The organism is Streptococcus mitis, from assembly GCF_003942685.1.
Lineage (GTDB): Bacteria > Bacillota > Bacilli > Lactobacillales > Streptococcaceae > Streptococcus > Streptococcus mitis_CD.
This window is the reverse complement of the sequence record NZ_RJNR01000001.1, coordinates 23,571-43,067: the sequence shown is the minus strand read 5'-3', so window position 1 is coordinate 43,067 and position 19,497 is coordinate 23,571. Positions and strand designations below refer to the sequence as shown.

General features: G+C 35.8%; 17 protein-coding genes. 4 read left to right on the top strand and 13 right to left on the bottom strand.

The window, feature by feature from the left end; genetic code table 11:
• Nucleotides 1–189: 189 nt before the first annotated feature.
• From D8855_RS00210 to yfmF, 11 genes are all read right to left on the bottom strand, one after another.
• Nucleotides 190–1,401, bottom strand: a complete 1,212-nt coding sequence (locus D8855_RS00210) for an aminoacyltransferase (RefSeq protein WP_125415631.1) — start codon at nucleotides 1,399–1,401, stop codon at nucleotides 190–192.
• Nucleotides 1,402–1,607: 206 nt separating this feature from the next.
• On the bottom strand, nucleotides 1,608–2,846 hold the full coding sequence (gene pcsB / locus D8855_RS00205; RefSeq protein WP_004269801.1) for a peptidoglycan hydrolase PcsB: 1,239 nt from the start codon (nucleotides 2,844–2,846) through the stop codon (nucleotides 1,608–1,610).
• A gap of 93 nt (nucleotides 2,847–2,939) precedes the next feature.
• Nucleotides 2,940–3,434 (bottom strand): rod shape-determining protein MreD, encoded by a 495-nt coding sequence (mreD, locus tag D8855_RS00200; RefSeq protein ID WP_042751844.1) that lies wholly within the window; start codon nucleotides 3,432–3,434, stop codon nucleotides 2,940–2,942.
• Nucleotides 3,434–4,252: a rod shape-determining protein MreC gene (gene mreC, locus D8855_RS00195; RefSeq protein WP_049509635.1), complete on the bottom strand. Its 819-nt coding sequence runs from the start codon at nucleotides 4,250–4,252 to the stop codon at nucleotides 3,434–3,436. The genes mreD and mreC overlap by 1 nt, the downstream gene beginning before the upstream one ends.
• Before the next feature lie 58 nt (nucleotides 4,253–4,310).
• A complete protein-coding gene (locus tag D8855_RS00190; RefSeq protein WP_125415479.1) occupies nucleotides 4,311–5,105 on the bottom strand; it encodes an energy-coupling factor transporter transmembrane component T family protein in 795 nt (264 codons plus the stop codon).
• Nucleotides 5,098–5,937 (bottom strand): energy-coupling factor transporter ATPase, encoded by an 840-nt coding sequence (locus D8855_RS00185; RefSeq protein WP_125415477.1) that lies wholly within the window; start codon nucleotides 5,935–5,937, stop codon nucleotides 5,098–5,100. The genes D8855_RS00190 and D8855_RS00185 overlap by 8 nt, the downstream gene beginning before the upstream one ends.
• On the bottom strand, nucleotides 5,922–6,749 hold the full coding sequence (locus tag D8855_RS00180) for an energy-coupling factor ABC transporter ATP-binding protein (RefSeq protein ID WP_061864818.1): 828 nt from the start codon (nucleotides 6,747–6,749) through the stop codon (nucleotides 5,922–5,924). The genes D8855_RS00185 and D8855_RS00180 overlap by 16 nt, the downstream gene beginning before the upstream one ends.
• Nucleotides 6,746–7,291 carry a CDP-diacylglycerol--glycerol-3-phosphate 3-phosphatidyltransferase gene (pgsA, locus tag D8855_RS00175; RefSeq protein WP_061864819.1) on the bottom strand — a complete coding sequence of 182 codons (546 nt, stop codon included), beginning with the start codon at nucleotides 7,289–7,291 and terminating at the stop codon, nucleotides 6,746–6,748. The genes D8855_RS00180 and pgsA overlap by 4 nt, the downstream gene beginning before the upstream one ends.
• Nucleotides 7,292–7,301: 10 nt before the next feature.
• Complete coding sequence (gene rodZ, locus D8855_RS00170) at nucleotides 7,302–8,132, bottom strand: cytoskeleton protein RodZ (protein ID WP_049487620.1); 831 nt, start codon at nucleotides 8,130–8,132, stop codon at nucleotides 7,302–7,304.
• Between the two features lie 41 nt (nucleotides 8,133–8,173).
• Nucleotides 8,174–9,457: an EF-P 5-aminopentanol modification-associated protein YfmH gene (gene yfmH / locus D8855_RS00165; protein ID WP_125415475.1), complete on the bottom strand. Its 1,284-nt coding sequence runs from the start codon at nucleotides 9,455–9,457 to the stop codon at nucleotides 8,174–8,176.
• A complete protein-coding gene (gene yfmF, locus D8855_RS00160) occupies nucleotides 9,454–10,704 on the bottom strand; it encodes an EF-P 5-aminopentanol modification-associated protein YfmF (RefSeq protein ID WP_125415473.1) in 1,251 nt (416 codons plus the stop codon). Before yfmF ends, yfmH begins: the two co-directional genes overlap by 4 nt.
• Before the next feature lie 158 nt (nucleotides 10,705–10,862).
• On the opposite strand from yfmF, the gene yaaA reads away from it, so the two are divergent.
• Complete coding sequence (yaaA, locus tag D8855_RS00155; protein ID WP_049552681.1) at nucleotides 10,863–11,231, top strand: S4 domain-containing protein YaaA; 369 nt, start codon at nucleotides 10,863–10,865, stop codon at nucleotides 11,229–11,231.
• Between the two features lie 2 nt (nucleotides 11,232–11,233).
• Entirely contained in the window at nucleotides 11,234–12,325 is a 1,092-nt protein-coding gene (recF, locus tag D8855_RS00150; RefSeq protein WP_125415471.1) for a DNA replication/repair protein RecF, read from the top strand.
• A 56-nt stretch (nucleotides 12,326–12,381) separates the two neighbouring features.
• Here recF and guaB read toward each other — a convergent pair whose 3' ends face one another.
• A complete protein-coding gene (gene guaB / locus D8855_RS00145; RefSeq protein WP_033682529.1) occupies nucleotides 12,382–13,860 on the bottom strand; it encodes an IMP dehydrogenase in 1,479 nt (492 codons plus the stop codon).
• Between the two features lie 151 nt (nucleotides 13,861–14,011).
• The gene (gene trpS / locus D8855_RS00140) at nucleotides 14,012–15,037 is read right to left on the bottom strand and encodes a tryptophan--tRNA ligase (protein WP_125415469.1); all 1,026 of its coding nucleotides are present in this window, start codon (nucleotides 15,035–15,037) and stop codon (nucleotides 14,012–14,014) included.
• A 205-nt stretch (nucleotides 15,038–15,242) separates the two neighbouring features.
• Here trpS and D8855_RS00135 point away from each other — a divergent pair, with 205 nt between their 5' ends.
• Together D8855_RS00135 and D8855_RS00130 are read left to right on the top strand one after the other, a co-directional pair.
• Nucleotides 15,243–16,865 (top strand): ATP-binding cassette domain-containing protein, encoded by a 1,623-nt coding sequence (locus D8855_RS00135; RefSeq protein ID WP_000958774.1) that lies wholly within the window; start codon nucleotides 15,243–15,245, stop codon nucleotides 16,863–16,865.
• Nucleotides 16,866–16,926: 61 nt separating this feature from the next.
• Nucleotides 16,927–19,470: a YfhO family protein gene (locus D8855_RS00130; RefSeq protein WP_125415467.1), complete on the top strand. Its 2,544-nt coding sequence runs from the start codon at nucleotides 16,927–16,929 to the stop codon at nucleotides 19,468–19,470.
• Nucleotides 19,471–19,497: the final 27 nt, after the last annotated feature.

Below are 19,497 nucleotides of genomic sequence, written 5' to 3'. Positions count from 1 at the left end.
GTAGATAATTTCTGCCAACTTCTCAAAGTAACTTCCACTTGGAAGTCCAAAGTGGAAATTAGTTTGGGAATTTAGCATTAAATTACTAATAAAAACTCTAAATTTAAAGCATCCCAACATATACTGCTGGGATGCTCTAATAGCTAAATTTTTTAAAATTTAATATAGTGGCAAAATCATTAGTTTATTTTATCTACTTCGAAGTTTCTTACGAATTTTATAAGCTAGATTAAACAAAAAATATAATGAACTAGTTGGATAATTAAACTCACCAGCAAATTCCTCAATAGTAGGATTAAACTTAGATTTAAAGTTAATTAACCCACCCTCTAAATTGTTTTCAATTCCACCCATATTATGAGTCTCAGCCCCTCGTTCAAAAGAATGTTGTGCTGTCTCAAACCATGTAGGAATAGCAGGTTGATAGTGTCTAAATTCTTCATTCATTCCAGCATATAAGTTCTCAGAAGTTTTCCCAAATTCGATGGTTAAAGTACCAGACAATGGGACAATACTATCCCCTCTGTCAATATGGTTCTTAAGAAAAGAAATTTCTTCCTTTAATCGTTTTCTCTCTTGCTGATTCTCTTTTATTTTACCTTCTTTCGTTTTATCTGTAAACTTCTGCGCTGTTTTTAGATTCTTTTCGAATTGTTGCTCAACTTCTTTCAGTCTATTAGGTAGATCTAAATAGCTCAGTGTGATAAAGGAGTGATCAGGATAAGTATCCAGTAACTTCTGATAATAATCTTTGCCTCGTAAACTGATATTCTTGCGAGACTCTGTTTTCTTCATTAAAAATGAAAATTCATCTAATAAATCAAGTCCACCAAATTTTACTTCTAATCCTTTATTTCTTGCAGTTCGGATGGCCTGTCTAGTAGACTTAGAAAGTTGATCCAGTGAGAAATTTTCTTTATGAATATTAGCTTGAAAACGTGGTTGTATATTTTCTGCCATATCCTTTGTTAAGCCTGTCCAATAAACTTTATTTTTTTTCAGTTCTTCGACAATTGCTAAAGCCATAGAATTTTGGACAGTTTCTTGGTCAATAAGACCTCTACTGATAAATAAACTTGGGTCAAATTTAATCATTATTGCATGGCTTTTTTTAGCAAGTTTTTTCAACGTTAAAAGAACAAATTTCAGAAGTTCTTTATCTTCATAGTCAATTACTGGACCTCGTGGAATATAAAACATAGAAAGTCCTAATGGTAGCGGCTGAATTAAGATATTTGCTACTCCAACTAATTGATTATCTTTATAAAAGCCAACTCTCTCGTTCCCCCAAGTATCCTTTATCTTGGACCAATCACTACTCTGCAATAAATTTCCTTGAGGATGATTTTCTAAAAATAAATCCCACTCTTTAGCATCAACATTTATTTTATACCTAAACATAACTTCAACACCGACTCCCTTAGAAACCATTTTTTATTAACATGCTACACTCGTACTAAATCTCTACATTTCATTTTACTTTAATTAAATAATTATAAAAATAGAAAATAAGTTCAAGTAATTATATAATGAAATTAATTTTTCCAGCACTATACAAAGGGTGAGATTAATAAGATCTCACCCTTTGTATAGTAATAATCAGTATATTAGTTTGGATAAATGTATCTTACAGTACCTCTTGATGCTGTCGGATTAAACCATCCACGATAATTTCCGATTGGTTGAGTTCCACTTCCATCATAGTTACACTCAGAAACTTGAATACGAGTTGATGATTCAACTGCTGTAACAACTGCTACGTGACCGTATCCTCCATCATCCCAACATGCAATCGCGCCAACTTGTGGTGTAGAACCTGTACGGAAACCTGCAGCTGCTGCACTTGCAGCCCATTGACCGCCATTACCCCAGTAATCACCAGCCCATGGTGCTAAAGTTTTTACTCCCCATGTACATTGACCTACAGGATAGCTTGATGCATTTGTACTGTATGTCGGATGTTGTTTCACTGGTGCAGGAGTATAGCTTGTTGATTCCGCTGAAGCACTACTTGAAGATGATTCAGACGAACTAGATGACGAAGAAGTAGTTGATACTGCTTGAACTTCTGCTGTAAAAGTTGTATTCCCAGAAGCAACGACTTTTTGTTGTTGACTTGCTTGTTTAGCTTTATAAGCTGCTTCTGCTTCTGCAGCTGCTTTAGCTTCTGCTTCTGCTGCAGCTTTTTTCTCAAGTAAACTTGCTTTTTCATCCTCTGCAGTAGCCTTTTCAGCAGCAAGATTCAATTCTGCAGCTTTCAACTCAGCTTGTTTTGTAGTTAATGATTGAGCATCATCAGCTAGTTTTTGCTGATTTGCAATAACTGTATTAATTGCATCATTATTTGCTACTTGTTTTTCAGAAATAGCTTTTTTATCTGCTTTTTGTTGTTCCAACATTTTGTTGTTTGCAGATACGATTTCACTCATTGCAGCAACACGTGAAATAGCTTCTGTAATTGATTTTGAGTTTACAATTGTATTAATGTAATTTGTTGCAGCTCCATTTGTTTGAGCACTACGAGCTTGTTTTTGTAATGAATCATTGCGAGATACAATATTCTTAGAAAGTTCTGTAATTTCACCCTCAAGCTTTTTAGATTCTTCTTGTAGTCTATCATTTTCAGATTGCAAGTTTGATTGCTCTGTTTGAATAGCAGATACTTGCTCCTGAACTTGATCAACTTGTTTTTGGGCTTCTTGTTGTTGTGCTGTTAAGTTGCTAATTTTATTATCTTGAGCAGCAATTTTGTCATCAGTAGTTTCTGCATGCGCAGTTGTTAAAACAGCTGCTTGAGAAACCATTACTGTACTTAGTAAAAGTGACGCTAAGATTTTTTTCTTCATATTTCGTAGATACTCCTTCTTTTAAAGACATTACTAGTATACCAAAAAAAGGCCTAATGAATATTACGCCTTTGTTACATTTTTATTTCTTTCTTATAGGTAAAATTTTTCAAAAATAAACTGAAAAGTAATCATCCATATAAGGTTCAAAATCATTGATGGTACTAAACTATAGACTATAAACAAAGACATACTATCCACAGTTAAACCTACCACTATTGCAAGTATATAAGCTCCCATCTCAAATAGAAAAGTCATGACAATAATTGCCAGCATTCTCGTCCAACGATTCAATAAAATAACACTATTAAATTTATGGAGAAATGCCCCCAACAGGACAAATAACAGAGTCGCAATCCCTATCAAGTGGAAAAAGTAAATGTCATAAACCAAACCCACTACAAAACAATAGGCTAAATAGAGATACTCTGATACTTCAATCGTCTCAAATAAGAGAAACAAAAATAGAAAATGACTAGCTAACTGCACGTGGGGAAATAATGAGCCCAAAAGCTGGCTAATATGGGCATCAATTAGAACAAAGAAAGGAAGCAATAAAAACACTCCAACCCGCTTCAGCTGTCTCATTATGAATTCCCCACTAATTCTATCACACTCACATTATGAGTATCTGCACTCAATTTAACAGTTACTTCTCGTGTCAAATAGTCCGTACTATGCGTTGTAGCAACCACTTCACCAACAGGAATATCAGCAACATTAAAGTTTCCTAATCCACCAGTGGTCACCTTATCTCCTGCACTAATATCGCCACTACTATTTAATTGACTAATTTTGAGAACTTCATTTTCCTTGTCATAGCCAACAATAATCCCATAAATTGTAGTAGAACCATGTTGAATTTTAACAGAAATCTTATCAGCATTTTCCGTATTTGTCAGAAGGTTGACCATAGTAGAGTTGTCCTCCACTTTTGAAACACTCCCAATCAAACCACCATTTGCAATGGCTAACATATTCTCAGAAGCCCCTTTTGATTTGCCTGCATCCAGGGTCAATTCCTGCTTCCAAGATACCGGAGAACGCATAATAACATCTGCTGCCAAAGTCTTTGTGGCTTGCAACTTGGACTTCATATCAAGCAATTGGCGCAGTTGTTCATTTTCGGTCTTTAAACTTTCCGCCTCATTTGATTTAACTTCTAATTGATAAATCTGTTTCTTCAAACTTTCATTTTCATTATATGTTCGTGTCAAATGAGCCAAATCTGATTTGACAGAATCAAACCACTGAAAAGGTTTTTGTACAACTCTATCAACCAATGAGATTCCATCTCCTAATTTTGTCACAATTGTACTTGAATAAGTCGTCGCTAAGAGAGCTGACACAAGCAGAACAATGACAAAAACAATAATGACATATTTTGATTTTTTAAAACGGTTCATATCCCTACCTTTATATCAAAAACTGTTACAGTAACTTTTTATCAATTCCTGAAAGCTACTAAGATTTTAAGAAAAATAAGCAACAACCAAGTCCGAGAATAACAAGAATAGTAAGTGTATCCTTTCGAGTCCATTTCAGTTGTCGGTATTGACTTCTGCCTTTTCCCCCCTGATAACCGCGCGCTTCCATAGCAATAGCCAAGGAATCCGCACGTTTTAAACTTGTCGCAAAAAGAGGAATCAAAATGGGAATCATAGCCTTCACCTTTTGAACAATACTTCCTTCTCCAAAATCCACTCCACGCGCTTTCTGTGCATTCATAATCCGCGTCGTATCATCCATCAAGGTTGGGACAAAACGCAAACTCATAGACAGCATTAAGCCAATTTCATGAACTGGAACTTTCACACGCTTTAAAGGCGCTAATAAAGCTTCGACAGCTGATGCCAAACTTAAGGGCATGGTCGTTAAGGTTAACAAAGTCGAAAAGAAAATAATTAATATGAAGCGACAAAAAATAATTCCAGCTTGTTGCAAAGCATAATCCGTGATTCTCACAAACGAAAACTCAAATAAAACATTCCCATTAGAAATGAAAAACAGTTGAAAAATAGTTGTGAAGGCAATCAAGAAAAACATAGATTTCAAGCCCTGAATAAAGAATGAAAGAGATACTCCTGACAAGGCAATAAATATCCCTGTCGCTATAAAAAGAATTAGATTCGTCAAGGGATTATTAGCCCAAAAAACGATTAAAATCAGTAACATCATAGCCAGTAATTTGCTACGTGGATCCAATCGGTGAACAATCGAATCCCCTGGGATATAACGCCCCAAAATCATACTATCCATTTAGCGACTCCTTGAACTCCTCTATCTTAATCGGTAATCGTTTAAATGACACGCCTCTATCAGCCAATCGTTTACAAAAGGCCGTAATTTTAGGTACTCCCAACTGCACTTCTTCCATAAAGACAACATCTTGAAAGATATCACTTGGTTTACCACCCTTAACTAAACGTCCCTTTTCCATCACATAGACTTGACTTGCATATTCAGCAACATCATCCATCAAATGCGTTACCAAGACAATGGTCATCCCTGACTGGTGGAGTTTTTTGAACAAGTTCATCAGATCTTTTCTTCCCAGGGGATCTAGGCCTGCTGTGGGCTCATCTAAGACTAATATGGCTGGTTCCATGGCAAGTATGCCTGCAATGGCCACACGTCTCATTTGTCCACCTGATAGCTCAAACGGGCTACGATTAAAAAGTGATTCATCAATTCCAACCAGAGCCAGTTTCTCACGCGCAATCTGCTCCGCATCTTCTTCAGAAACTCCAAAATTTTGCGGTCCAAAAGCAACGTCTTTCAAAACCGTTTCTTCAAAAATCTGATTTTCAGCAAACTGAAATACCAAGCCAACCTGTTTTCTAATTTGACGAATATCTTTATTTTTAGAAGTCGAGGTGATTAAGGTATCAAAAACTCGTACACTTCCTTGACTTGGCACCAATAAACCATTTAAAAGTTGTAAAATAGTCGATTTGCCGCTACCTGTGTGCCCAATTAAAGCCGTATAAGAACCATCTTCAATCGTCAAGGAAACATCCGACAAAGCTGTTGAGGCTAAGGGAGTCCCTTCTTGATACGTAAAACTCACATTTTCTAGAGCAATTCCCATAGCTTATCCTCTAGCTCACTTTCTGTCAAATAATTTTCAGGCAAATCATAGCCATTCTGGCTCAAAGAATATTTTAATTGATTAGCAAAAGGATCGTCTAATCCAATTTGATCCAAATCATTTCGAGAGAAAAGCTCCCTTGGACTACTAGTTGATTCAATTGACCCTTTTTTCATGATCAACACACGATCACTCATGGCAACTTCTTCCAAATCATGTGTAATGGAAATGACCGTCATATCATAGTCTTTTCGAATTCCTTTTACTGTCTCAATTAGTTCTCTACGTCCCTCAGGATCCAACATACTCGTTGCTTCATCTAAGATTAAAATAGCTGGTCTTAGGGCTACAACACCAGCAATAGCCACACGTTGCTTTTGGCCACCTGATAGACGCGCTGGTTCTCTCTTTTTAAAGTCCAACATGCCAACCAAATCCAGAGCTTCTTCCACTCTCTTTTTCATTTCTTGACGAGAAAGTCCCTGATTTTCCAAACCAAAGGCAACATCATCTTCAACAGTCGCTCCAACAAATTGATTGTCTGGATTTTGAAAAACCATACCGATTTGACGACGTATATTCCAAACATTTTCCTCAGTCAGCCGTTGGTCATCAATTACAATCTCTCCGGATTCTGCTTCCAGTAAGCCATCAATTAAGCGAACCGTCGTTGATTTACCACTACCATTATGCCCTACAATCGAAAGCCATTCTCCACGTTTCACGTGAAACGTAATATCCTTCACATCATAGTATTCCTGACTTTCCTTATAACGAAAAGAAAGATTTTTTACATCAACTACTGATTTCATTTCGAACCAAATGTCCCTTTAAATACATAGGCACTACCCTTGAAATAATCATAGCCAGAGTAGATAGTGAAAAACAAGGCTACATAAAGTAGAATTTGACCAAGAAAAATCCAATGTAATAGCAAGAAAATAATCGCAAACATCTGGCTGAAAGTTTTAATTTTTCCAGGCATTGCTGCTGCTAAAACTGTCCCACCAGTTTCAACCAATAAAAGCCTTAAACCTGTCACAGCCAACTCACGACAGATGATCACTGCAACAATCCAAGCTGGAGCCATACCTAACTCAATCAGCATAATAAAAGCAGACATAACTAGTAACTTATCCGCCATAGGATCTGCAAATTTGCCAAAATTACTGACCACATTCCATTTACGAGCTAAATATCCATCTAAATAGTCGGTAATACTGGCAATAGCAAATATAATAGCTGCTACTATATGACTTTCTAGCGAATTTCCTATCGTTAAAATAAAGATAAAAATAGGTATAAAGAGAATTCGACCTATTGTCAAGAGATTGGGAATTTGTTCTTTTTTCATTCGTTTTTCCTTAATTTCTAGTAAAGGTTACAGTTATTTGTCCAGTTTGAGCTGTTAATTTCGATAAATCGACAGTCTGATTATCTACTGTTAAAGCAACACCTTTGACAACACCTAAAGTAATGGTCACAGGATTTTTTGTTGAAACTGTTGTTTCTGCACTTTTATTATCCGGTGATAAGGTCACACCACCCTCAAGCTCACTTTCTGAAACACTAACCCAACTTCTAGCATCTGAAACCGATAATTGCAATTTTGCGGTTTCCTTACTTGTTTTATAAGCGATTTCTACATAATTTCCTTCACCTGATACACTTATAACTGGTTCAATATTCGAAGAGCTACTTGATGAACCACTACTAGTTGAAGATGGAGTTGCAGAACTAGTCGAGCTTGTTGCTTGGACTACACTATAACTAGACGCAGATGAACGCTCCGGTTGAGTCTGAATATAATTCCAAACATAATAAGTCACAAAAATGACAATCGATAGGGCAAAGAGTATAAAATAAAATAAAGGTAAAAATGATGTCTTATTTTTCTTACTTGAACGTCTCCTACCTGTCAACTCCTCTTCATCAACATCTACTTCCTCATAAGTAATCATGCTCCCAGAATCATAAGCATCCAAGACAATTCTCTCATCAAGTTCAACTGCCCACGCATACTTTCTCAAAAAAGAACGAGTATAAAATGGACTAGGAAGTTGATCAAAATCATCAGCTTCCATTGCTTCCAACATATCCAACTGAATTTCTGTTTTTTTATGTAATTCTTCTAAAGTCAACCCTTGGTTGGTTCTAGCTAAACGTAAAACCTCACCAATTGTTTTTTTCCTCATACTTGTCATTCCTTCTTTCTAGTATCGATTATGATAGGTTTCTACGATGGGAATATTGTAAAATCAACTATGTCACCATCATCTATTAAATGATGTCCAGCATCAAGGACATCCTCTAAAGTAATTTCCTGTAAAATTTTCGGCAAATCAAAGATTGTCTCACCTTGTCCAAAAGCATCATATTGCATTGCAATAAATTCAAGAGAGTTCATGCTACTGAAAAATTCTCCAAACATTTCTCTTTTTATAATATCTAAATGATCCTCTGTAATATCTGAATCCTTTGTAAAATTACGAATAGCCTTCCTAAACTGATGAGATAAAGCAACTGGCTCTTTTGTATCCATTGTCAACATAACAAAATGAAAGCGACTTGTTACTTCAACTTCCAGAGATAAGGACGCATCAATTTTACCTGATTCATATAATTTCTGAAAACGATCCGAAGTCCAACCAAACATCATTGCAAACAATAATTTTAATAAAATATGATATCGATAGCAATCCGCTTCAGCAACTTCTCGCTTACCTCTAACTCCAATCGCTAGTTTGGGAGAAGATACTTCCATTCTCATACTGTCTGTTTGCTTTACATCTTGTAAAACAAGCTTTTCTCTTGCCACTTCCTTAACATCTAAATCTTCCAGTTCTTTTCTTTCAAAGTAGTCCTGTACTTGATCCACATCAAAATTACCAACTAAAAACAGAGACATGTTTACAGGTTTGTAAAATCTTGTAAAATTTTCTTGCAAATTAGTTAGATTGATTTGGGAAATGGACTCCTCACTGCCAACTATATCCGTTGCTAAAGGTGTGCCAGGATACAAATTCGCTAGAGTTGAAAAGAATAAACACGAATCTGGATCATCTTGATACATTTCTCGTTCTTGCTGGATAATATCCTGCTCTCTTAAAATGGAACCTTCAGTAAAGTGTGCTGATGTTACCAATTCATCAAGTAAGTCCAAATTTTCTAAAAAATGATCCGTTGCTGAAAAAAGATAACTTGTTTTTGTAAAGCTTGTAAAGGCATTACTATCTGCACCTAGACTCGTAAAAGCCGACATCAAATCGCTAGCATCTTCTCTCTCAAATAATTTATGTTCAAGAAAATGAGCAATTCCCGCAGGATATTCTTTTACATATCCGTCAACTTCTGTTACAAGCGTATCTACCGAACCAAACTGTACAGTTACACTCCCGTAAACCTCTTTAAATTCCTTTTTAGGCAAAAGAGCAACTGTCAATCCGTTGGACAAACGAGTTCGATAAACCATTTCTTTTACAGCTGGATAGTACTTTTCTTCAAAAACAACCTTTGTCATTCTATTCCTTCCATAAAGTAAATTGCTTGTAATTTCACATTACTAGCTGCTCTACAAATAGCATCTTTGTCAACTTGCTCAAGTTTTGCAATCCAACCTTTAAATTCTGCTGAAGATTTTCCAAGTAAGGCATTTTGATAAGCACGTTCAATCAATGAAGATTGATTATCTTGAGAAAGCAACAAAGACCGACGAATCATTTTCTTGGTCTGCTCTAGCTCAAGCTCTGTAAAATAGCCTTTTTTTAAATCAAGCAGTTGATTATTCATCATTTTACGAGCCTGGTTCCGATTTTCTCGATCAATACCAGCATATATCCTCAAGAATCCACTAAATAAATCGAGCTGACTTGAAATAGTATAAGCCAATCCAGCATTTTCACGGACATTTGTAAATAGTTTAGAGTGAGCAAATCCACCAAGTAAACCATTCATTACAATCATGGGTAAATGTTGCTCATCACCATATTCAGAAGGGCAATGATAACCTAATTCCAAAATGGATTGTCCCACATTTTTCCGAACCATACCTTCTTGTAGGATATTGGAATAAGGTTGACAATACTGAACCTTCACATCTCCTTTTCGACCTTTAAAGTTAAATGATTCTAATACATTTTGAATTTCAACCTCATTAAAATCACCTAGGAAAAAGAAATCTATTCGATCATTGGTCAAAAATTCTTGGAAACAAGAATAAGAACTTTGTGGAGTTTCAGCTAAAATACGATTTCGTAAATCACTATATTCCAATTTGAGACGTTCATCATAAAAAAACAATTTATCTAATTCTTTATGTGCGAAATAAAAAGAATCATCCATATCAGCTGCTAAACTTGCTAGCAATTGTTTTTTCTCAATTTCAAATAAGGCCGGATCAAACCCATTATCAACTACTATGGGTGAGAAAAGAGTCTCTTTTACTAGTTCCAAAACCTGAGAAGTTAGCACATTTTTCCTACTTAAAAACTCATCACGAACATAGGTAAATGTCAATTCTACAATATGACTTTGCCCTCTTCTGAAACAATTGGTTGACATATCTGTACCGTATAGACTGGCCAAATGTCTTCTCAAATCTTGAGAAGTGGGATACATCTGATTAGCAGTCTCTAGCACACTCGCACTCAACATGCGACCTGCAATCGTATCAAGAGATAATGGAGTGGTAAAACGCACGGCGATTTTGTTCGTTTTAAACTTTTTTGATTGGATAAAATGTGTTGAAATTCCATGCACTAACTCCATGATTTACCTCCTTATATACAGACTTCTATTATATCACGAAAAACTGAAATTTTCTTGTTCTCTGTAACACTTTTGAAATAAAAATCGCTTACATTACTCCTTGTTTCTCTCACTATTTTTAGGAAAATATGGTATAATACCAAAGATTGAGGTGAATTATGGAATACAAATTATTTGAAGAATTTATTACCCTCCAAGCACTACTCAAAGAACTTGGAATTACACATAGCGGAGGAGCTATCAAATCATTTCTCTCTGAACATTCTGTTTACTTTAATGGGGAATTAGAAAGTCGTCGTGGTAAAAAACTTCGTATTGGCGATAAAGTTGACATCCCTGACATGAATATTGACATCTTGTTGACACAACCTACTTTTGAAGAACAAGAGGAGTATCAGGCTGATAAAGTTGAAAAAAAACGAATCGCTAAACTCGTCAATGAGATGAATAAGGGAGTAAAGAAAGACAACTCTAAACCTACTTCATCACCAAAAAGCAAACAAGCTCCACGATTCCCTGGTAGATAATCATGTGGCTACAACACCTATCTCTCAAAACTTTTCGTAACTACAAAGAGACGAAAATAGACTTTAATCCTAAATTAAATGTCTTTTTAGGACGCAATGCACAAGGTAAAACAAATATGTTAGAGGCTATCTATTTTTTAGCCTTAACACGTAGTCATCGGACTCGAACAGATAAAAATCTCATTCATTTTGACGAGGAACAACTTCATCTTTCAGGTCTTGTTCAAAAACAAACGGGATCCATTCCTCTCGAAATCGAACTAACACAAAAAGGGCGTGTGACAAAAGTTAATCACTTAAAACAGGCACGACTTTCAGATTACGTAGGACACATGAATGTTGTCTTATTTGCTCCGGAAGATTTACAACTAATTAAAGGAGCACCTTCAGTTCGACGAAAATTCATTGATATGGAGCTTGGACAAATTAAGCCAATCTATTTATCTGACTTAACCAATTATAACCATATCCTTAAGCAAAGAAATACCTATTTAAAATCAGCTCAAACAATAGATGAAACTTTCCTTTCAGTACTAGATGATCAGCTAGTCAATTATGGATGTCGTGTGATGAATCACCGCTTAGATTTCATAAAAAAACTAGAATCATTTGGGCGTAAGAAACATTTTGAAATCTCTAATCAGATTGAAGAACTGTCAATATCCTATCAATCTTCTGTCAAGATAACTGACAAAGAAGATTTATCTGAATCTTTCAAAATTGCTTTAGAAAAAAGTAGGTCCAGAGATTTGTTTAAAAAGAATACTGGTGTTGGTCCTCATCGAGATGATATTTCTTTTTATATAAATGGGATGGATGCTTGTTTTGGAAGTCAAGGTCAACATCGTAGTCTCGTCCTTTCTATAAAATTAGCAGAAATCGAGTTGATGGAAAGTATTACTACAGAATCTCCAATATTACTACTTGACGATGTTATGAGCGAACTTGACAACACTAGACAACTAAAATTATTAGAAACGATTTCTCATTCAATCCAAACCTTTATTACAACAACAAGCTTAGATCATCTTCAAAATCTGCCAGAAAATCTAAGTATCTTTACTATTCAGGATGGTAAAGTTACTGTAAACTAAAATTGACAACATCGTAAAAGAACTCCTGTTTTCACGGGAGTTCTTTTCATTGTTTATTACATAGAATAATTTGGTGCCTCATTCGTAATTTGTACATCATGAGGATGGCTCTCTTTCAAACCAGCACCAGACATTTCAATAAATTGAGCATTATCGTGTAGTTCTTTAAGGTTAGCTGCACCACAGTAACCCATACCAGAGCGAATACCACCAATCATTTGGAAGACAATATCAGCTGCCGCTCCTTTATAAGCAACACGACCTTCAATTCCTTCGGGAACGAGTTTGTTTGCTTCGTTGACAGAGCCTTGGAAGTAACGATCGCTTGAACCTTTCTTCATAGCAGCAATTGATCCCATACCACGGTAAGTCTTAAACTTACGTCCTTGGAAGATTTCAGTTTCGCCTGGAGCTTCATCAGTTCCAGCAAACATTGATCCAAGCATAACTGCATTTCCACCTGCAGCAAGGGCTTTTACAATATCTCCAGAATACTTGATTCCACCGTCAGCAATAATAGTTTTACCATATTCACGCGCAACAGCTGCAGCATCGTAGATAGCCGTTACTTGCGGAACACCAACACCAGCAATAACACGAGTAGTACAGATAGAACCTGGTCCAATACCAACCTTGACAACGTCTACACCTGCTTCATAAAGAGCACGTGCACCTTCAGCAGTAGCAATATTTCCAGCAATCAAAGTACGGTCTGGGAAATGAGCACGAATCTCAGCAATTTTACGCAAGACACCTGCAGAATGACCATGCGCAGTATCAATAACAATCGCATCCGCTCCTGCCTCAAAAAGAGCCTCTGCACGTTCAAATGTATCTGAAGTAACACCTACTGCACCTGCAACTAGAAGACGACCAAACTCATCTTTAGCCGCATTTGGAAACTCGATAACTTTTTCAATATCTTTGATGGTAATCAAACCAGAAAGACGGCCTTCTTCATCTACCAACGGAAGTTTTTCAATACGGTGTTCTTGAAGAATGCTTTCAGCCGTTACAAGATCTGTACCCACAGGAGCAGTCACAAGATTTTCACTGGTCATATGGTTTGAAATTGGTTGATTATAATCTGAAATAAAACGAAGATCTCGGTTTGTCAAAATACCAACTAATTTACGATTTTCAAGTGTTTCAACAACTGGAACACCACTGATACGGTAACGTCCCATAAGCTCATCAGCTTCAGCAATTGTATGTTCAGGAGTCAAGAAGAACGGATCAATAATAACTCCATTTTCAGAACGTTTTACCTTGCGAACCTCGTCTGCTTGTTGAGCAATTGACATGTTTTTATGGATAACTCCGAGACCACCTGCACGAGCAATAGCAATGGCCATTTGACTCTCTGTAACTGTGTCCATGGCAGCGGTAATAATTGGGATATTTAAAGTCAAATTATCTGCCAATTTAGTTGTTAAATCTGCATCGTTAGGCAACACATGACTTTCAGCTGGAATAAGCAATACATCATCAAAGGTAAAACCTTTTTTCAAAAATTTAGTGTCCCAATTAGACATTCGAAGTTTCCTCTTTTCTTTCTTTTTGAGCTTGACTCTTTTTATATTGTATCTATCATACCATTCTATAAAAATTTGTCAAATGTTACAGGGGTAAATAAAAAACTATCTTTTCTTCGAGATAGAAATGATAGTTTCTTGTAAAATAAACTTAGTTAAAGTAATGAAGTCCCATTGCTCCTTTAACCTCAGATAGGGTTTGACCTGCAACTTCACGCGCTCTTTCACTACCTTTTTGAAGCATATTATAAACTTCTCCCATATCCTTAGCAAATTCAATACGGCGCTCACGAATAGGACCAAGTTCACGCTCTAATATTTCAAGTAGATAACTCTTGGTCTTCACATCACCAAGACCACCTCGTTGATAATGTTCTTTCATTTCGGCAATTTCTTGAGCATCTTCTGGGCGACCAAAAACATCTAGATAATGGAAAACCATATTGCCTTCAATTTTACCTGGATCCTCAACGCGTATATGATCTGGATCTGTATACATACTCATTACTTTTTTACGCAAAGTATCCGCATCATCAGCTAAATAAATACCATTATTGAGTGATTTAGACATTTTAGCATTTCCATCTAAACCAGGTAAACGACCCGCTCTCTCATTTTCTGGATAAATACCTTCCGGTTCTACCAATACATCACAGTTATATGCATTGTTAAAAGAACGAACAATTTCACGAGTTTGCTCAATCATTGGTTTCTGATCTGTCCCAACAGGAACATAATTAGCCTTAAAAGCTGTGATGTCAGCTGCTTGAGCTATTGGATAGACCAAGAATCCTGTCGGAATACTCTCTCCAAAGCCTTTCTGAGCAATTTCTGTCTTGACAGTTGGATTACGCTCCAAACGTGCTAATGAAACTAGATTCATATAGTACATAGATAGTTCAGCCAACTCTGGAATCTGGCTTTGAATAAAGATTGTCGATTTACTTGGATCCAATCCAACTGCAAGATAATCCAAAGCCACATTTCCGATAGACTCTACAATGGTTTGAGGGTCTTTAGCATGATCTGTCAAAGCTTGTTGGTCAGCCAAGAACACAAACATATCATACTTATCCTCTTCCTGTAATAATACTCGATTTTTGAGACTTCCAACATAATGTCCAATATGCAATTTTCCTGTTGGACGGTCTCCTGTTAAAATAATGGGTTTAGTCATTTTGTTCTCCTTCGATATGGTCCCTTCAATTATAGCATTTTTTTAATGAAATAACCGTAATTTATCAAAATAAATCAGCCTTGCTATTTACGGATTCGTGTAAAGTATGCTGTAAATGTAATTTACATAAAATTGACAGATAAAAATTTGAATATTTCCGTATTTTCTAGTAGAATAAATATATTACACATATAGGAGAAAAACATTGCTTACAGTATCTGATGTTTCACTACGTTTTAGTGATCGCAAACTTTTTGATGATGTCAATATCAAATTTACAGAAGGAAATACTTACGGATTAATTGGTGCTAATGGTGCCGGAAAATCTACCTTTTTAAAAATTTTAGCCGGAGATATCGAACCTACTACTGGTCACATCTCTCTTGGTCCAGATGAACGTCTCTCTGTTCTTCGTCAAAATCACTTTGACTATGAAGACGAACGTGCCATTGATGTTGTTATCATGGGAAATGAAAAACTTTATAGCATCATGAAAGAGAAAGATGCCATCTACATGAAGGAAGATTTCTCAGATGAAGATGGAGTACGTGCTGCCGAACTTGAAGGAGAGTTTGCCGAGCTTGGAGGATGGGAAGCAGAAAGTGAAGCCTCTCAACTCCTTCAAAACCTAAATATCCCAGAAGAATTGCACTATCAAAATATGAGCGAATTGGCCAACGGTGAAAAAGTAAAGGTTCTCCTCGCCAAAGCACTTTTTGGTAAACCAGATGTTCTTCTTTTGGACGAGCCGACCAATGGTTTGGATATTCAATCAATTACATGGCTAGAAGACTTCTTGATTGATTTTGATAACACTGTTATCGTAGTATCCCACGACCGTCACTTCTTAAACAAAGTATGTACTCACATGGCCGACCTTGACTTCGGAAAAATCAAACTCTATGTCGGAAACTATGACTTCTGGAAGGAATCTTCTGAACTCGCTGCTAAATTGCTAGCAGACCGTAATGCTAAAGCAGAAGAAAAAATTAAGCAATTGCAAGAGTTCGTTGCTCGTTTCTCTGCTAATGCTTCTAAATCAAGACAAGCAACATCACGTAAGAAAATGCTTGATAAGATTGAGCTTGAAGAAATTGTACCATCTAGTCGTAAATATCCATTTATCAACTTTAAAGCGGAACGTGAGATTGGTAATGATCTCTTGACAGTAGAAAATCTAACTGTAAAGATTGATGGTGAGACAATTTTAGATAATATCAGCTTTATCTTGCGTCCAGGTGATAAGACAGCGCTTATTGGACAGAATGACATCCAAACGACTGCATTAATTCGTGCAATCATGGGGGACATTGACTATGAAGGAACTGTCAAGTGGGGAGTAACTACTAGCCGTTCTTACTTGCCAAAAGATAACTCGGCAGATTTTGCAGGAGGAGAGTCAATCCTTGACTGGTTGCGTCAATTCGCAAGTAAAGAAGAAGATGACAATACTTTCCTACGTGGCTTCCTCGGCCGTATGCTCTTCTCTGGAGATGAGGTTAACAAACCTGTAAATGTCTTGTCAGGGGGAGAAAAAGTTCGTGTCATGCTTTCAAAACTCATGCTCTTAAAATCAAATGTCCTTGTACTTGATGATCCAACCAATCACTTGGACTTGGAATCTATCTCAAGCTTGAACGATGGATTAAAAAACTTTAAAGAATCAATCATCTTTGCTAGCCATGACCACGAGTTTATTCAAACTCTAGCTAACCATATCATTGTCTTGTCTAAAAATGGCGTCATTGACCGTATCGATGAAACCTATGATGAATTCCTAGAAAATGCAGAAGTACAAGCAAAAGTTAAAGAACTTTGGAAAGACTAAATAAAACTTCAAAACTCAGTTGGGTTAACCAGCTGAGTTTTCTAACATTTTATGAGGTAACATGAAATTATTTTTTAAAACATATTGGACCTATTTTGTTTCTTTCATCATTCCCGTAATCATTATGATAGGAGTATATCTATCTCAAGGTATCTACTGGAATAGCGATACATCTCCACTATTAGGAGATGGGTTTCATCAATACGTTATTTTTGATGTAGCTTTACGAAATATCCTACATGGAAATGGTAGTCTGTTTTACACCTTTACAAGTGGCCTCGGATTAAATTTCTATGCCCTATCTAGTTATTACTTGGGAAGTTTCCTTTCACCACTAGTTTACTTTTTTGATCTAACTAATATGCCAGATGCTGTCTATCTGACAACTCTCTTAAAATTTGGATTGATTGGACTGTCAACTTACTTTAGTTTAAATAAATTATTTAAATCGATTCCTAAGCCTTTAAAACTAGCTTTATCTACTTCCTATGCTCTGATGAGTTTCACTGTCAGTCAATTAGAGATAAAAACCTGGCTAGATGTTTTTATCTTGATTCCTTTAATTATAACTGGTTTACAGCTACTTATCACTGAAAAGAAATTCCTATTGTACTTTACAAGTCTGTCAATCTTATTTATCCAAAACTATTATTTTGGCTATATGACAGTATTGTTTCTTATTTTCTGGTATCTCTGTCAAATTTCGTGGAACTTTAAGACTCGAAAATCATCTGTTCTTGATTTTGTCGTGACCTCCTTTTTAGCTGGTATGGCTAGTTTGATTCTGACTCTTCCTACTCTATTTGATTTACAGACACATGGGGAAAAATTTACTGAAATTACAAAGTTTCAAACTGAAAATAGCTGGTATCTTGATATCTTTGCTAAACAATTCATCGGTTCCTTTGACACAACAAAGTATGGGGCCATCCCAATGATTTTTGTTGGACTACTTCCCTTTATTTTGACTATTTTATTTTTTACGATGAAATCTATTAAGTTTCACGTGAAACTGATCTATGCAATCTTCTTTGCATTTCTAATTGTAAGCTTTTATATTGAAGCTCTTGATTTATTTTGGCAAGGCATGCATACTCCAAACATGTTTTTACATCGCTATGCTTGGATTTTCTCTACCTTGTTAATTTACACAGCAGCGGAAGTCTTAAATCGTCTAAGAGAAATTAAAATCTGGAACTTTTTAGTTTCGCTTTTTCTTGTAGTAACAGGATTTTTAGCTACCATCTATCTAAAATCGCATTATTCTTTTTTAACAGATTTGAATATTCTGCTTACTCTTGAATTTTTGGTTGTCTATTCGCTTTTACTCCTTGCAGTTATCAAAAAGTTTATCTCTGTAAATCTATTTACCATTCTAATTTCTTTATTTATAATGGTTGAAATAAGTTTAAATACTTCATCTCAAATAGACGGAATTGCTAAAGAATGGGGTTTTGCTTCTCGAAGTTCATATAATCGAGATATCCCAGCTATGGAATCTTTCTCAACATATATTGGAAATCAATTTACTCGTACTGAAAAACTACAAACTCAGACAGGAAATGACAGTATGAAATTCAACTACAATGGAATCTCTCAATTTTCATCTGTTCGAAATCGTTCAGCAAGCTCTACTTTGGATAAACTTGGGTTTAAATCCTCTGGGACTAATCTCAATCTCCGCTATGCAAATAATAGTATTTTGGCTGATAGTTTATTTGGTATCCAGTACAATATCTCAGACAGTCCTATTGATAAGTATGGTTTTAAAGATATCTATCAAAAAGATAATCTTACCCTATATGAAAATCAATACTCTCTTCCGATTGCATTTGCTAGTCAATCTGTTTACAATGATGTCAATTTCAATGAACATACCTTGGATAATCAGGCCTCATTTTTAAATCAACTTGCTAACGTCAATTTTGATTATTTTTCTCCAATACCTTATGAAAAAACTTTTAATACTGATGATTTGATTAGTATTAAAAGTTCTTCAAATGAGGATGCAGCAATCCAGTATCAAATTGAAGTACCAGAAAACAGTCAAGTTTATCTTTCTTTCACAAACCTTCACTTTTCTAATGACAAACCAAAAAAGGTTGACATCCTTGTAAATGATGAAAAAAAGATTTTTACAACTGATAATGCCTTCTCCTTCTTTAATCTAGGCTATACAAAAGAGAAAAAAACTTTCAATATTCATGTTAGTTTTCCTGGAAATTCACAAGTATCATTTGAATCTCCTACCTTCTACCGTTTAGATACCCAAACTTTAACTGAGGCAATTCAAAAAATTAAAGAACAACCAGTAACGGTATCGACTTCTAAAAACAAGGTTTTTGCTACATATGATGTCCAACAAGATACGTCTATTTTCTTCACCATTCCTTATGACAAAGGTTGGTCTGCCTACCAAGATGGTAAGAAAATAGAAATTAAACAAGCTCAAACTGGCTTTATGAAAGTTGACGTTCCTAAGGGGAAAGGAACTATTACACTTTCCTTTATTCCCAATGGGTTTATTACTGGAGCAATCTGTTCCCTTACTTCTCTCTTACTATTTGTAATCTATAATCACAGACGAAAGTCATCTAAGGCATAAAAAAATCGACCAGTTAATCGGTCGATT

Coding starts and splice junctions, on each gene's coding strand:
- D8855_RS00210 (WP_125415631.1), bottom strand. CDS start 1,401: ATGTTTAGGTATAAAATAAATGTTGATGCTAAAGAGTGGGATTTATTT.
- pcsB (WP_004269801.1), bottom strand. CDS start 2,846: ATGAAGAAAAAAATCTTAGCGTCACTTTTACTAAGTACAGTAATGGTT.
- mreD (WP_042751844.1), bottom strand. CDS start 3,434: ATGAGACAGCTGAAGCGGGTTGGAGTGTTTTTATTGCTTCCTTTCTTT.
- mreC (WP_049509635.1), bottom strand. CDS start 4,252: ATGAACCGTTTTAAAAAATCAAAATATGTCATTATTGTTTTTGTCATT.
- D8855_RS00190 (WP_125415479.1), bottom strand. CDS start 5,105: ATGGATAGTATGATTTTGGGGCGTTATATCCCAGGGGATTCGATTGTT.
- D8855_RS00185 (WP_125415477.1), bottom strand. CDS start 5,937: ATGGGAATTGCTCTAGAAAATGTGAGTTTTACGTATCAAGAAGGGACT.
- D8855_RS00180 (WP_061864818.1), bottom strand. CDS start 6,749: ATGAAATCAGTAGTTGATGTAAAAAATCTTTCTTTTCGTTATAAGGAA.
- pgsA (WP_061864819.1), bottom strand. CDS start 7,291: ATGAAAAAAGAACAAATTCCCAATCTCTTGACAATAGGTCGAATTCTC.
- rodZ (WP_049487620.1), bottom strand. CDS start 8,132: ATGAGGAAAAAAACAATTGGTGAGGTTTTACGTTTAGCTAGAACCAAC.
- yfmH (WP_125415475.1), bottom strand. CDS start 9,457: ATGACAAAGGTTGTTTTTGAAGAAAAGTACTATCCAGCTGTAAAAGAA.
- yfmF (WP_125415473.1), bottom strand. CDS start 10,704: ATGGAGTTAGTGCATGGAATTTCAACACATTTTATCCAATCAAAAAAG.
- yaaA (WP_049552681.1), top strand. CDS start 10,863: ATGGAATACAAATTATTTGAAGAATTTATTACCCTCCAAGCACTACTC.
- recF (WP_125415471.1), top strand. CDS start 11,234: ATGTGGCTACAACACCTATCTCTCAAAACTTTTCGTAACTACAAAGAG.
- guaB (WP_033682529.1), bottom strand. CDS start 13,860: ATGTCTAATTGGGACACTAAATTTTTGAAAAAAGGTTTTACCTTTGAT.
- trpS (WP_125415469.1), bottom strand. CDS start 15,037: ATGACTAAACCCATTATTTTAACAGGAGACCGTCCAACAGGAAAATTG.
- D8855_RS00130 (WP_125415467.1), top strand. CDS start 16,927: ATGAAATTATTTTTTAAAACATATTGGACCTATTTTGTTTCTTTCATC.